At 44.4% G+C, this 14,233-nt stretch carries 16 protein-coding genes; 11 read left to right on the top strand and 5 right to left on the bottom strand.

Going from position 1 to position 14,233, the window contains the following annotated elements; translation table 11 throughout:
• Positions 1-25: 25 nt before the first annotated feature.
• The 4 genes from artQ (at position 26) to MOB98_RS14485 (ending at position 3,024) form a co-directional block, all read left to right on the top strand.
• A complete protein-coding gene (gene artQ / locus MOB98_RS14500) occupies positions 26-685 on the top strand; it encodes an arginine ABC transporter permease ArtQ (RefSeq protein ID WP_268362914.1) in 660 nt (219 codons plus the stop codon).
• Positions 678-1,400, top strand: a complete 723-nt coding sequence (gene artR, locus MOB98_RS14495) for an arginine ABC transporter ATP-binding protein ArtR (protein WP_268367145.1) — start codon at positions 678-680, stop codon at positions 1,398-1,400. Before artQ ends, artR begins: the two co-directional genes overlap by 8 nt.
• 70 nt (positions 1,401-1,470) lie before the next feature.
• A complete protein-coding gene (locus MOB98_RS14490; RefSeq protein ID WP_268367144.1) occupies positions 1,471-2,439 on the top strand; it encodes an FUSC family protein in 969 nt (322 codons plus the stop codon).
• Positions 2,440-2,490: 51 nt separating this feature from the next.
• Positions 2,491-3,024, top strand: coding sequence for a L,D-transpeptidase (locus tag MOB98_RS14485; protein WP_268367143.1), 534 nt, complete (start codon positions 2,491-2,493; stop codon positions 3,022-3,024).
• Between the two features lie 20 nt (positions 3,025-3,044).
• Here the strand turns inward: MOB98_RS14485 and prli42 are convergent, their stop codons facing one another.
• On the bottom strand, positions 3,045-3,137 hold the full coding sequence (prli42, locus tag MOB98_RS14480; protein ID WP_151458008.1) for a stressosome-associated protein Prli42: 93 nt from the start codon (positions 3,135-3,137) through the stop codon (positions 3,045-3,047).
• Between the two features lie 89 nt (positions 3,138-3,226).
• On the opposite strand from prli42, the gene mce reads away from it, so the two are divergent.
• From mce to MOB98_RS14465, 3 genes are read left to right on the top strand one after another with little or no spacing between them, the layout of a single operon-like run.
• Positions 3,227-3,649 carry a methylmalonyl-CoA epimerase gene (mce, locus tag MOB98_RS14475; RefSeq protein WP_268367142.1) on the top strand — a complete coding sequence of 141 codons (423 nt, stop codon included), beginning with the start codon at positions 3,227-3,229 and terminating at the stop codon, positions 3,647-3,649.
• Positions 3,642-5,165, top strand: a complete 1,524-nt coding sequence (locus MOB98_RS14470; RefSeq protein WP_268367159.1) for an acyl-CoA carboxylase subunit beta — start codon at positions 3,642-3,644, stop codon at positions 5,163-5,165. The genes mce and MOB98_RS14470 overlap by 8 nt, the downstream gene beginning before the upstream one ends.
• A gap of 17 nt (positions 5,166-5,182) precedes the next feature.
• On the top strand, positions 5,183-6,298 hold the full coding sequence (locus MOB98_RS14465) for a tripeptidase T (protein WP_268367141.1): 1,116 nt from the start codon (positions 5,183-5,185) through the stop codon (positions 6,296-6,298).
• Between the two features lie 47 nt (positions 6,299-6,345).
• Here the strand turns inward: MOB98_RS14465 and MOB98_RS14460 are convergent, their stop codons facing one another.
• The 3 genes from MOB98_RS14460 to mifM all read right to left on the bottom strand — a co-directional run bounded on the left by MOB98_RS14460 (position 6,346) and on the right by mifM (position 8,374).
• Entirely contained in the window at positions 6,346-7,074 is a 729-nt protein-coding gene (locus tag MOB98_RS14460) for a DUF2071 domain-containing protein (protein ID WP_268367140.1), read from the bottom strand.
• 155 nt (positions 7,075-7,229) lie between these two features.
• The gene (locus MOB98_RS14455) at positions 7,230-8,057 is read right to left on the bottom strand and encodes a membrane protein insertase YidC (RefSeq protein ID WP_268367139.1); all 828 of its coding nucleotides are present in this window, start codon (positions 8,055-8,057) and stop codon (positions 7,230-7,232) included.
• Between the two features lie 29 nt (positions 8,058-8,086).
• Positions 8,087-8,374, bottom strand: a complete 288-nt coding sequence (mifM, locus tag MOB98_RS14450; RefSeq protein ID WP_268367158.1) for a membrane protein insertion/folding monitor MifM — start codon at positions 8,372-8,374, stop codon at positions 8,087-8,089.
• Positions 8,375-8,446: 72 nt separating this feature from the next.
• Here mifM and MOB98_RS14445 point away from each other — a divergent pair, with 72 nt between their 5' ends.
• Together MOB98_RS14445 and gndA are read left to right on the top strand one after the other, a co-directional pair.
• Complete coding sequence (locus tag MOB98_RS14445; protein ID WP_268367138.1) at positions 8,447-9,691, top strand: DNA polymerase IV; 1,245 nt, start codon at positions 8,447-8,449, stop codon at positions 9,689-9,691.
• Between the two features lie 109 nt (positions 9,692-9,800).
• Positions 9,801-11,210, top strand: coding sequence for an NADP-dependent phosphogluconate dehydrogenase (gndA, locus tag MOB98_RS14440; RefSeq protein WP_268367137.1), 1,410 nt, complete (start codon positions 9,801-9,803; stop codon positions 11,208-11,210).
• 135 nt (positions 11,211-11,345) lie between these two features.
• Here the strand turns inward: gndA and zwf are convergent, their stop codons facing one another.
• Positions 11,346-12,815, bottom strand: coding sequence for a glucose-6-phosphate dehydrogenase (gene zwf / locus MOB98_RS14435; protein WP_268367136.1), 1,470 nt, complete (start codon positions 12,813-12,815; stop codon positions 11,346-11,348).
• Between the two features lie 225 nt (positions 12,816-13,040).
• Here zwf and rnz point away from each other — a divergent pair, with 225 nt between their 5' ends.
• Positions 13,041-13,979, top strand: a complete 939-nt coding sequence (gene rnz, locus MOB98_RS14430) for a ribonuclease Z (protein ID WP_268367135.1) — start codon at positions 13,041-13,043, stop codon at positions 13,977-13,979.
• A gap of 67 nt (positions 13,980-14,046) precedes the next feature.
• Entirely contained in the window at positions 14,047-14,196 is a 150-nt protein-coding gene (gene rpmG, locus MOB98_RS14425) for a 50S ribosomal protein L33 (protein ID WP_003226511.1), read from the top strand.
• Positions 14,197-14,233: the final 37 nt, after the last annotated feature.

The following is a 14,233-nucleotide window of genomic DNA, read 5'->3' as shown; positions in this document are numbered from 1 at the left end:
CCTGTAAGAAAAGGAGACAAAGACGATGAATTTGGACTTTTCAGCAACGATCCCCCAAATTCCTTTTATATTAGAAGGCTTGGCAATTACTTTGAAAATTGTCATCGTATCAGCCATTATCGGACTTATATTCGGTATTGTGCTAAGCTTATGCAAGATCAGCACGTTCCGCCCGCTGATCTGGATTGCTGATTTTTATACATCAGTGTTCCGCGGTACGCCTTTAGTGCTGCAGCTTATGATTGTCTATTTCGGGCTGCCTCAGCTGCTCGGGTTTCAAATTGACCAGTTTTGGGCGGCGGTTGTTGCCTTGTCATTGAACTCCGCAGCTTATGTATCGGAAATTATCAGAGCTGGAATCAACGCCATTGATAAAGGGCAAAAAGAGGCTGCTGTCGCACTGGGTGTCCCGTACGGTAAAATGATGAAGGATCTGCTTTTGCCGCAGGCCTTCAAAAATATATCACCTGCAATTGTGAATGAGTTAATTACGCTGACAAAAGAATCGGCGATCGTCACTGTCATCGGGCTTGGTGATGTCATGAGACGCGCATATCAAGCTGGCGCTGCCACTTACAATTACCTTGAACCGCTCATTATCGCCGGATTGATTTATTATGTGCTTGTCCTGATTTTAACGTTTATCGGCAAGGCTGTAGAAAGGAAGCTGAAATCCAATGATTAAGGTTGAAAAGCTGTCAAAATCATTTGGGAAACACGAAGTATTAAAAAACATTTCAACAACGATCGCCGAAGGTGAGGTTGTTGCCGTGATCGGTCCTTCAGGCTCAGGCAAATCAACGTTCCTACGCTGTTTAAACCTGTTGGAAAAGCCTAACGGCGGAACCATTACAATAAAAGACACAGAGATTACGAAGCCGAAAACCAACACATTAAAGGTCCGGGAAAACATCGGGATGGTTTTTCAGCATTTTCATCTCTTTCCGCACAAAACGGTTCTCGAAAATATCATGTATGCGCCTGTCAATGTCAAAAAAGAATCAAAACAGGCTGCACAGGAAAAAGCGGAAGAGCTCCTGCGTAAAGTCGGCTTGTTTGAAAAGAGTAATGACTATCCAAACCGCTTATCAGGCGGACAAAAACAGCGTGTCGCCATCGCGCGGGCTCTTGCGATGAATCCGGAAATCATGCTGTTTGACGAACCGACCTCTGCACTTGATCCAGAGATGGTGAAAGAAGTGCTCCAGGTGATGAAAGAACTGGTCGAAACCGGTATGACCATGGTGATCGTTACGCATGAAATGGGCTTTGCCAAAGAAGTGGCAGACCGCGTGCTGTTTATGGACCAAGGAATGATTGTCGAGGACGGCAATCCGAAAGAATTTTTTCTTTCGCCGAAATCCAAAAGAGCACAGGACTTTTTAGAGAAAATATTATAGAATATAAAAAAAGAAGAAGGCTAAAGCTTCTTCTTTTTTATTGAAGAAACAAATAGAAATGGAGTCCGACATGTTTAAAATTGGTTACCGCACAATAAAGACCGCGCTTGGAACAGCTTTGGCTATTTATATAAGCCAGCTTTTGCATTTGCAAAACTTCGCATCAGCAGGAATCATCACCATTTTGTGCATTCAAATCACACAAAAACGGTCGCTTCAGGCATCGTGGGCCCGCTTTGCGGCATGCTGCCTGGCAATTGTTTTTTCTTATCTTTTTTTCGAGCTCATTGGATATCACCCATTTGTTATCGGAGCACTTCTCTTGATATTCATCCCGTTAACAGTCCTGTTAAAAATTAACGAGGGCATTGTCACCAGTTCCGTTATTATCCTTCATTTGTACATGTCCGGCGGCATTACGCTTGCTTTCATTTGGAATGAAGTTCAGCTGATCACGGTTGGTATCGGTGTCGCTCTTTTGATGAACTTGTATATGCCGAGCCTTGACCGGAAACTGATTGCCTATCGCAAAAAGATAGAGGATAACTTTGCTGTCATTTTTGCAGAAATAGAGCGGTATTTGTTAACTGGTGAGCAAGATTGGACTGGAAAAGAAATCCCGGAAACGCACCGGCTCATCACGGAGGCTAAAAACCTGGCATACCGAGATGTCCAAAACCATATTCTGCGCTATGAAAATCTGCATTATCATTATTTTAAAATGAGAGAAAAGCAATTTGAAATTATCGAACGCCTTCTCCCTAAAGTGACTTCTATCTCCATTACAGTAGATCAGGGAAAAATGATCGCTGAATTTATTCACGATTTGCGGGAAGCGATACACCCGGGAAATACGGCGCACAAATTTCTGAAAAGACTTGCTGATATGAGAAAAGAATTTGAGGAGATGCCGCTTCCGGCGACAAGAGAGGAATTTGAAGCGAGAGCCGCTCTCTTCCATCTTCTCGGCGAAATGGAACAATATTTAGTGATTAAAAGTTATTTTAAAGGGATAAAATCGCAAAAATCACTCGGCTGATTCGCATGAGCCCTTCCTTCATTGGTCAACCTAATGAAAAAGGAGGAGCTTATGCGTTTTTTCTTATGTTCGATTTTTATGATGATGATTTCACCGATTTGGCCGCTTGGCGAAAACCCGCTGCCAGGCGACCCGTATGTCATTGTCAACAAGAAAACAAACGAACTGGCTGTCATCCTCGACAACAAAGTAGAAGGCGTTTACAGCGTGGCGACCGGAAAAACCGGTGATCTGACGCCTGAAGGGGAATTTACGGTAATGGTAAAAGCGGCGAATCCGTACTATAGAAAGAAAAATATTGAAGGGGGATCTCCTGACAACCCGCTTGGGGCAAGATGGATCGGGTTTGATGCAAAAGGAACAGACGGACGGATTTATGGAATCCATGGGACAAACCGGGAAGAATCAATAGGGAAATTTGTGTCTAACGGCTGTATACGTATGCATAACGATGAGGTTGTTCATCTGTTTCAAACGATTCCGGTGGGTACGAGAGTGCTGATTACACGCGACTCCCGCTCTTTTGAAGAGATTGCTATCGAGCATAAAGCTCTGATAAAAAAGCAGGATGTTCCCAATCCATAAGGCTGCCTGCTTTTTTATCGTTAGAAAAACATGACGATTCCTGAAAGTACAGTTGAAAGAATAAAAACTCCCAAAATCAGGATTAAAACGCTTTTCATCAGTTTTTGAGACATGATTTCACTCCTTAGGCAATCTGTCTATATTTTAGCGTGTTTTGAATGGGCGGACAAGTGATATCTATTGGCGGAAGGCAGGGATGAAAATGAACAGGCTTGACCATATTGGGATAGCTGTTTTTTCGATAGAAGAAGCGAGGAGCTTTTACGAGGATATATTAGGGCTTACGTTTCTCTATCAAGAAACAGTTGAAGAGCAAAAGGTGAATGTTGCTTTTTTTCAAACGGGAAGCGTCAAGCTGGAGCTGATAGAGCCGTTGACAACTGACAGCCCCGTCCGTTTATTTTTAGAGAAGAAAGGGCAGGGACTGCATCATGTTGCGTTTTTGTGCACCGGCTTATCTGAACAGCTGCAAGCATTGTCTGACCGGCAAGTTCAATTGATTGACAGGTATCCGAGACAGGGAGCAAACGGGAAAAAGATCGCCTTTCTTTCGCCGCGGGAAACAAACGGCGTTCTTGTAGAGCTGTGCGAGCCGAAAGGAGGCCAAACCGATGAACATGAATGAGCATATTGATCATTTATACATGAGACGCAGGCAGGCGGAACAAGGCGGAGGACATGAAAAGCTGGCCCAGCAGCGGCAAAAGGGAAAACTGACCGCTCGGGAAAGAATCAAGTTTCTTCTTGATCAGGACAGCTTTATCGAGCTGCATCCCTTCATGGAAAGTCAAGTGTTAACAAGAGAACAGCGTATGTTAGGGGATGGGGTCGTGACAGGGTATGGCACAATACAAGGCCGCTCTGTATATGTGTTTGCCCAAGACTTCACAGTATTCGGCGGGGCGCTAGGCGAAACCCATGCCAAAAAAATCTGCGCTCTGATGGATCTGGCAGCAAAAAACAAGGCGCCGATTATCGGGCTGAATGACTCAGGTGGTGCGAGAATTCAAGAGGGTGTGGTATCATTAGATGGATACGGTCACATATTTTACCGAAACGTCTTATATTCCGGAGTCATTCCGCAAATATCGGTTATTTTAGGGCCGTGTGCTGGAGGCGCTGTATATTCTCCGGCACTCACAGATTTTATATTTATGGCTGAACAGACCGGCCGGATGTTCATTACCGGTCCGAAGGTGATTGAAAAAGTGACAGGCGAACAGGTTGATGCGGAGAGCTTAGGTGGAGCGGGGATACATAATGCCGTCAGCGGAAATGCCCACTTTTCCGGACATACGGAGAAGGAGGTTCTGACAGGAGTGAAAAAACTGCTGTCTTATTTGCCGCAAAATGGCCAGACAATAGCGCCGCAGCCAGGGAAAGAGGGCTCCCAACCGTTATTAAACCGTCTCGTGCCTGCTGACACGACAAAGCCGTATGATGTTCGGACGGTGATTAAGGAGCTTGCTGATCCGCAGTCTTTTTTTGAGGTTCAGCCGTATTTTGCGAGAAACATTGTCATTGGGTTTGCAAGGCTGGGTCAAAAAACGATCGGCATCGTTGCGAGCCAGCCAAAGCATCTGGCGGGAAGCCTGACGATTGACGCCGCTGATAAAGCAGCAAGGTTCATTCGTTTTTGCGATGCTTTTGATATACCGCTGTTAACTGTCGAGGATGTTCCAGGATTTCTGCCCGGAGTTCAGCAGGAGCATAACGGAATTATCAGGCACGGAGCAAAGCTATTGTTTGCCTATGCGGAAGCGACCGTCCCAAAAGTCACGCTCATTATCAGAAAAGCCTACGGCGGTGCCTATGTCGCTATGAACAGCAAAGCGATCGGAGCGGACCTTGTGTTTGCATGGCCAAATGCTGAAATCGCAGTGATGGGTTCAGAAGGCGCGGCATCGATTTTGTATGAAAAAGAAATAAAAGCTTCAGCCGACCCGCAAAAGACAAAACGCGAAAAAACAGCTGAATACAAAAAGCAAAACGCCGGCCCATACAAAGCGGCGGCCTGCGGAATGGTTGATGACATCATTTTGCCGGAAGAATCAAGGAAAAGGCTGATCCAAGCTTTTTACATGCTTGCGCATAAGACAGAAGAGAGACCGAAAAAAAAGCACGGTAACATACCGCTTTAACATGGAGGGACTTACACATGGTGAATGAAAAACGCCTGCTGGAAGAATTTTTAGAGCTTGTTCAAATTGACTCAGAAACAAAACACGAAGCAGAAATCTGCAAAGTGCTGATACAAAAATTTTCTGATTTAGGTGTAGACGTTAAAGAAGACGATACAATGGATATCACCGGCCACGGTGCCGGAAACCTGATCTGCACATTAAAAGGGACAAAACAAGCGGATACGATCTATTTTACATCCCATATGGATACAGTCGTACCCGGAAACGGCGTAAAACCGGTTGTAGAGAATGGTTATGTCAAAACAGACGGCACGACGATTTTAGGCGCTGATGATAAAGCGGGACTGGCTGCAATGTTTGAAGCGATTAAAGTGCTGAAAGAAGAAAACATTGAGCACGGCACGATTGAATTCATCATTACAGTAGGCGAGGAATCAGGCCTGATCGGAGCAAAGGCGCTTGACCGTTCTATGATCACGGCATCCTACGGCTATGCCCTTGACTCAGATGGAAAAGTCGGAAATATCATTGTGGCCGCGCCGACACAAGCAAAGGTAAGAGCGGCAATTTACGGGAAAACCGCGCATGCCGGCGTTGAACCTGAAAAAGGCATTTCAGCGATTACAATCGCAAGCAAAGCCATTTCAAAAATGCCATTGGGCCGTATCGATGAAGAAACAACAGCAAACATCGGCCGGTTTGAAGGCGGCACACAGACAAACATTGTGTGCGACGAAGTCCATATTCTTGCTGAAGCACGCTCATTAGTTCCTGAGAAAATGGAAGCTCAGGTTCAAAAAATGAAAGCTGCTTTTGAAGAGGCCGCAGCTGATATGGGCGGACGCGCAGAAGTCGAAATTGAAGTCATGTATCCTGGATTCAAATATCAAGACGGCGACCAAGTTGTTGAAATCGCGAAAAAAGCCGCAGCTAAAATCGGACGCCCGAGCGAGCTGCAAACGAGCGGCGGCGGAAGCGATGCGAACGTTATTGCAGGTCATGGCATCCCGACGGTTAACCTTGCTGTCGGTTATGAGCAAATTCATACAAAAAATGAAAAAATGCCGGTTGAAGAACTCGTCAAAACGGCAGAAATGGTTGTTGCCATTATTGAAGAGGCGGCAAAATAAAAAAAGAAAACCCGAGCGGGCCAGCCCCGACTCGGGTTTTTTTGCATTCAGCGCCATTGCCTGAGCGGCCAAAATAACACGTCCTGCTTTTTAGCGTAATGAAGCAAGGGGTCTGACTCTGGCAGTGTAATGCCGTGAGCATCAGCCACCGTATTGACGGAAAACTCGGCTTCTGCATGTTGCAGCAGCCACGGATGATGTTGAATGTCTTCGTAATAGAGCTTATTGCGATAAGTGGTGTAGAGCCTGTATCGTTCCGTCAGCCAGTAATCGAGCGAATCCTTTTCTGCTGTAAAAGGAGCTGAAATGGGCCGGTATGCGGCGTGGAATGCTGCTTCTTTGTCATCTTTCCGCTTGCTGGCATAGTTAATGCCATCACCGTTTTTTTCGGCTTTCATATCCGCGTAAAAATAAGGCAGATGAAAGAATGTGCGAGCGCCAAGGACCGCCAGCCGATGATCGGCATCTAAGCTAAAAAAATAAATGCCGGGCTTGCCTTTATACGTGACATAAGTGCGGAGGTTAAGCTCAGGAAATGCACGCGCACCGGGAATGGCAGGAAGATAACGCGCCCTCAGGTTCGTGAGCATAAAGGGAAGCATGCTGATCCAAGCTTGCCCGTTATATGTATCTAATTCTAAAACCGGCGGTACCAAAGCGCGAAGGATAGAAACATCAACAGGCCAGTGGGCAAATAAGACATCATTCCAGGTTTGTCTCATGATCCAAATTCCTTCTGGCACAGAAATAATTTTTTGCTCAGCCCGATCTGTCACGTTTATGCTCCTTTCATTTAGATGTGAGTAAAGGTATTCCCGATTTGTTACTTTTTAAACGATATGGCTGTTTTTTAGGATGACCATTTTCGCGTCAGCCATGACAGTGGTAAGATACAAAAAACAACCCCGGCTTTTTGCTCGGGGTTGTTTCATTATTTGACCGGCTCAGTAAGACCGGCTGTCTTTTTACTTTTATGATGCGTCATCTGAAGGACAATGTTTTGCACTGTCAGGAACAGTCCGCTTGTGAACCAGTACAGCGGAAGGGCTGCGGGGACATTAAGCGAGAAAATCGTCATCATCACAGGGAAGATGAACACCATCAATTTTGCGGATTGCTGCGCCGCCGGATTTTGCGGGACAGCGGAATATTTGGCGCTCAGTTTTTGAGCGACATAGGCTTGTACAAAGTACATAACTCCCGCACTAAGAGACACGAGAATGTCAGATTGTCCTAAACTGAACCATAAAAACGAGTGTGACGCAATTTCAGGTGTAGAGCGAATCGCGTAATAAAACCCGATCAAAATCGGAAACTGAATCAGCATGGGGAGACATCCCATGGCAAGCGGATTGATATTATGCTCCTGATACAGCTTCATCATTTCCATTTGCAGTTCTTTTTGCTTTTCCGGGTCCTTCGTCTTTTTCAATTTGGCCTGAATGCTGTCAACCTGAGGTTTAATAACGGCCATTTTCTCTTGGAACATACGCTGTTTTTTGAATTGATTGACAAACAAAGGCAGTACAACCACACGTACAATAAGGGTGACGAGAATAATAGATAGTCCGTATTCTCCGTGAAACAGTCCGGCAACACCCTTAAGCAGGGCGGAAAACGGTTCGATTAAATAATCGTGGAAAAAGCCGACGTTGCTGAGCCCTCCCACCTGATTAGTCGCCGCAAATGCTGCATTGCCCGTGCATAATATGACCAAAAAGATCCCTAAAGCCAATAGTTTTTGATAAGTTTTTAACAATTTGTTCTCCTCCTTTTTATAAATAGGGTTTATAAAAGAAGGGAACGGGCGTCTTCATCATCATTCACAGGCGAATTCATTCGGAAGACTTTACGTATCCAAGTTGTAATGCGATGATATATAATAATAAGAAAGTCTGTTCGGTTAATGTGAAAGACCGTTTGATGTTCATCTGTTCGTTTTGATTTCCATTGCTCCCCCGCACGGCACTCTCGCAAGAGAAATGCAATCCCGATTGCCGTCAGGGCTGGAAGAATAATTGTGAAAAAATCGACTAAGAATAAAACGTCATTTATCGATTCCACAAACATTGTAATCACATCCATTCAATACTTTCATTTTACTATATGTACAAGCCGTTGTCTAATGAACGAAAAGGAGATTTATGTATGTCGGGAAAGGGCCGAATTATTTTCCATATTGATATGAATAGCTTTTACGCATCGGTGGAAATGGCATATGATCCGGCCCTTCGGGGGAAGCCGGTCGCAGTTGCCGGAAACGTAAAGGAGCGAAAGGGCATCGTGGTGACATGCAGCTACGAGGCTAGAGCGCGCGGCGTCAAAACAACGATGCCGGTTTGGGAAGCGAAGCGCAATTGTCCTGAGCTCATCGTTCTTCCGCCGAATTTTGACCGCTATAGAAGCTCTTCAAGAGCGATGTTTAACATCCTCCGTGAATATACTGACCTGGTGGAGCCTGTCTCCATCGACGAAGGCTATATGGACATGACCGATACACCATACAGCAGCCGCGCTCTGGAGACGGCAAAGGAAATCCAAAGCAGGCTGCAAAAAGAGCTGCTGCTTCCGTCAAGCATAGGGATCGCGCCGAATAAATTTCTCGCTAAGATGGCGTCTGATATGAAAAAACCGCTCGGCATCACGATTTTAAGAAAGAGACAGGTGCCTGACATCCTTTGGCCGCTTCCTGTTGGAGAGATGCACGGGGTAGGCAAAAAGACAGCGGAAAAGCTAAAGGGACTCGGCATTCATACGATTGGAGAGTTAGCTGCAGCTGATGAGCACTCACTGAAACGTTTACTTGGCATCAACGGGCCGCGCCTTAAAAATAAAGCAAATGGCATTCACCATGCGCCAGTTGATCCGGAACGCATTTACGAATTTAAAAGTGTCGGCAACTCATCGACACTTTCACATGATTCCAGTGATGAAGAAGAGCTGTTAGGCGTTTTCAGAAAGCTTGCCGCTTCCGTGAGCGACCGCTTACAGCGCAAGGAAGTCATGGCTTCGAAGCTTTTTATTATGATTAGATATGCAGATTGGAAAACCATCACGAGAAGCATCACGCTGAAAAATCCGATCGATCAAAAAAATGAAATTATGAAAGAAGCAGAGCACCTCTTTTTTAAACATTGGAATAAAAATCCTGTCAGGCTGCTTGGCATTACCGGAACGGATTTAGTAGAGAAAGAGCAGGCCTATAAGCAGCTCGATTTGTTCAGTTTTAATGAAGATGCAAAGGAGGAGCCCATTCAGCAGATGATGGAAAAGCTGAATGAAAAGTACGGCACCAAGCTGATCAGAAAAGGGGCAAGGATAAAAAAAGAAGAGAGCAAAACGAAGGGAACAAGCTTTAACAAAGATTTTTTTCAGGATGAAAAGAAAAGCTGAATAACTTGAAAAAAGGGGGAGAAGTATGGTAATTTCTTTATTATAAATATCATTTTATTTTAATTTAAATTTTAAAATGATTAAACGTTTGCAGAAGGGACGTTAGAATATGTCAAAACAACAAATCGGAGTTATCGGTCTTGCGGTCATGGGTAAAAATCTGGCTTTAAATATCGAAAGCCGTGGATTTTCAGTTTCTGTTTACAACAGATCAAGCAGTAAAACTGAGGAGTTTTTGCAGGAGGCAAAAGGCAAAAATGTTGTTGGTACATACAGCATTGAAGAGTTTGTCCAATCCTTGGAAAAACCGCGCAAAATCTTATTAATGGTTAAAGCGGGAACTGCAACAGATGCGACAATTCAATCTCTTCTTCCTCATCTAGAAAAGGATGATATTTTAATTGACGGCGGTAATACATACTATAAAGACACACAGCGCCGTAACAAAGAGCTTGCTGAAAGCGGCATTCATTTTATCGGAACAGGCGTTTCCGGCGGAGAAGAAGGAGCGCTTAAAGGGCCTTCAATTATGCCTGGCGGACAAAAAGAAGCACATGAGCTAGTAAAGCCGATTCTTGAAGCGATTTCTGCAAAAGTTGACGGAGAGCCTTGTACGACATATATCGGTCCAGACGGTGCCGGCCATTACGTAAAAATGGTGCACAATGGTATTGAATACGGAGATATGCAGCTGATCTCTGAATCTTACTTCATTCTGAAACAGGTGCTGGGCCTTTCAGCTGATGAGCTTCACGAAGTTTTCGCTGAATGGAATAAAGGCGAGCTTGACAGCTACCTGATTGAGATTACAGCTGACATCTTTACGAAAAAAGACGAAGAGACAGGCAAACCGCTTGTTGATGTGATTCTTGATAAAGCAGGCCAAAAAGGAACAGGAAAATGGACAAGCCAAAGCGCACTAGACTTAGGGGTTCCGCTTCCGATTATTACTGAGTCTGTATTCGCGCGCTTTATTTCAGCTATGAAGGAAGAGCGTGTGAAAGCAAGCGGCCTTCTATCAGGACCAGAAGTGAAGCCTGTTACGGAAAATAAAGAAGAGCTGATTGAAGCAGTCAGAAAAGCGCTGTTCATGAGTAAAATCTGTTCTTACGCGCAAGGATTTGCCCAAATGAAAGCTGCTTCTGAAGAATATAACTGGGATCTGAAATATGGCGAAATCGCTATGATCTTCCGCGGCGGCTGCATCATTCGCGCGGCATTCCTTCAGAAGATCAAAGAAGCTTACGATCGTGAACCTGAGCTTGATAACCTGCTTCTTGACAGCTACTTCAAGAATATTGTAGAAAGCTACCAAGGAGCGCTTCGCCAAGTGATTTCACTTGCAGTTGCCCAAGGTGTGCCGGTGCCATCATTCTCTAGTGCATTAGCATACTATGATAGCTACCGTACAGCTGTACTGCCTGCAAACCTTATCCAAGCACAGCGTGACTACTTTGGCGCCCATACTTATGAGCGTACTGATAAAGAAGGTATTTTCCATACTGAATGGATGAAGTAATCAGTAAAAACCCCCGAAGCTCTAGAGCTTCGGGGGTTTTATTATTATAGAAGGCCTGAGTGATTTGGCAGTCAAATGTCGTTGACAGCTGAAAAAAGCCGAAAATGCTTACAAGCATTTTCGGCTTTTTTCTTATTAGATATTCCACCAATGCAAGCCGTCTTTCGCCAAAAGATCATCTGATTCTTTCGGTCCCATTGAGCCTGATTCGTAGTTAGGAGATAAGGTTTTGTTAGCTGCCCATGTTTCAGAAATGGAATCGACAAAGCTCCAGGAAAGGGCAACTTCATCCCAATGTGCAAAGTTTGTTGCATCGCCAAGAAGACAGTCATGAATTAATTTTTCATACGCTTCAGGGGTATTCAACTCGTCATTGCAGTTGCTGCAGTAATCGAGTTTGATAGGCTGTGCGTGTGCCGCTCCGCCAAGCTTTTTAGCGTTTAAGTAAAGCGTAATGCCTTCGTCAGGCTGAATATGGATGACGAGTAAGTTCGGATTCATGTTGTTTTCATTGCCGTAGTACAGATTCATCGGAATGTCTTTAAATTGAACGACGATTTTGGTGGACTTTTCTTTCATTCTTTTTCCGGTGCGGATATAGAATGGCACACCAGCCCATCTGAAGTTGTCGATCAAGAGTTTGCCTGCAACAAAGGTTTCTGTATTGGAATCAGGAGCGACATTATCTTCATCTGTATAAGCAGGAACCGGTACACCGTCAATTTCACCGGCTTGATATTGTCCGCGAACAAAGTACTCATCGACTTCTTCTTTTGCAATAGGACGAAGCGCTCTCAGCACCTTCACTTTTTCGCTTCGGATTTCTTCTGTGTTCAATTTGATCGGCGGCTCCATTGCAAGAAGGGCAACCATCTGCATAATATGGTTTTGCACCATGTCGCGAAGAGCGCCTGATTTTTCGTAATATCTTGCGCGGTCTTCAACGCCTAGTGACTCGCTAGATGTGATTTGAATATTTGAAATGTAGCGGTTTGTCCAAAGCGGTTCAAAAAACGCATTGGCAAATCGAATGACTTCAATGTTCTGAACCATTTGTTTTCCTAAATAATGGTCGATTCGGTAAATTTGATCTTCCGTAAATGCTTCGCGAATTTCTTTGTTCAGTGCCTGTGCGCTTGGCAGATCATGGCCAAACGGCTTTTCAATGACAAGGCGGGACCAGCCTGTTGTTGCTGTAACACCTTCTGATTTTAATGTTTTTGCAATTGTCCCGAAGAATTCAGGAGCCATTGCCAGGTAGAACATTCTGTTGTTCGGAATTTGATATGTATCTTCCAGCTGGTTAAGCAATACGTTTAGCTCTTGATAAGAGCCAGGATTTGTCACGTCGAACGGGTGATAGTAAAAATGAGACGTGAAATCATCTATATGTTTATCTGCAGATGAGGAAACAGATGTTTTAACGGTTTGGCGAAGATCCTCATTAGACCAAGGTCTTCTTCCAACTCCTACAACTGCAAACTCTTCTCCGATTTGTCCGTTTTGATATAAACGGTGAATAGACGGATACAGTTTTCGTTTTGCTAAATCTCCCGTTGCACCGAATATGACAATTACTGCTTTTGGTTGTTGGTTTGTTTTCACTAAAAGTACCTCACTTTATTCGAAGCTTTATTTTAGTACACCCCGTATATTTCCTTCATTTTAAATCTAAAATTCAACGAAAGCAAACATTTAAGCCCTTTTTTTGCAGAATGCCGTAAAAATGTTTTTAGAACGAAAGGATTGTTCCTTATAGAGGCAAGATTCACATTTTGCGCTTGATCCTGTATTCTTGTAGGTATCTGGTTCTAGTAGGAGGAAGGAAATGTGGAATTACTTTTTTTAGGGACGGGAGCCGGCATTCCCGCCAAGGCGAGAAACGTAACGTCGGTCGCATTAAAATTGCTTGAAGAAAGGCGTTCGATATGGCTGTTTGACTGCGGGGAAGCCACACAGCATCAAATTTTACATACAACGATTAAACCTCGTAAAATAGAAAAAATCTTCATTACCCATATGCACGGCGATCATGTATACGGGCTTCCGGGGCTTCTGGGGAGCCGTTCCTTTCAAGGCGGAGAGGACGAGCTGACAGTGTACGGGCCTAAAGGGATTAAGGCGTTTATTGAAACAAGCCTAGCCGTTACGAAAACCCATTTGACATATCCGCTTGTGATCCAGGAAATCGAAGAAGGAATCGTGTTTGAAGACGAGCAGTTTATTGTCACAGCAGTATCCGTTATTCATGGAGTGGAAGCCTTCGGATACCGCGTGCAGGAAAAAGACGTGCCTGGTTCCTTAAAGGCGGATTTACTAAAGGATATGAACATCCCGCCTGGGCCTGTGTACCAAAAAATCAAAAAAGGTGAAACGGTAACGCTTGAAGACGGGCGCATCATCAATGGAATTGATTTTTTAGAGGCTCCTAAAAAGGGAAGGGCTGTGGTGTTTTCTGGAGATACGAGAGTAAGTGATAAGTTAAAAGAGCTTGCACGGGATTGTGATGTGCTTGTTCATGAAGCAACCTTTGCAAAGGAAGACAGGAAACTTGCTTATGATTATTTTCACAGTACCACGGAACAAGCGGCCGTTACAGCGAAAGAAGCCGGGGCGAAGCAGCTGATTTTAACCCATATCAGCGCCAGATATCAGGGAGATGCCTCTTTGGAGCTGCAAAAGGAAGCGGCAGACGTTTTCCCAAACAGCGTGGCGGCGTATGATTTTTTAGAGATAAATGTTCCGCGGGTCAGAGGCCAAGAGCTCTGATTTGACAATCTGTGATTACGTTGTATAATAAAACGTAATCATTACGCTTTATAAGGAGATGTTTATAATGAGAGTCAATGTTACTTTAGCCTGCACTGAAACGGGAGACCGAAACTACATCACAACAAAAAATAAACGCACCAATCCAGACCGTTTAGAACTGAAAAAATATTCACCGCGTTTAAAGAAATATACCCTGCATCGAGAAACGAAATAACAAAAAAGACCGGGCGTCTGATATTATCCCCTCTAAG

This window comes from Bacillus sp. N13C7, assembly GCF_026790065.1.
In the GTDB taxonomy this organism is placed as follows: Bacteria; Bacillota; Bacilli; order Bacillales; family Bacillaceae; genus Bacillus.
Note: the sequence above shows the minus strand (reverse complement) of the source record. Positions and strands in the feature narration are given on the sequence as shown.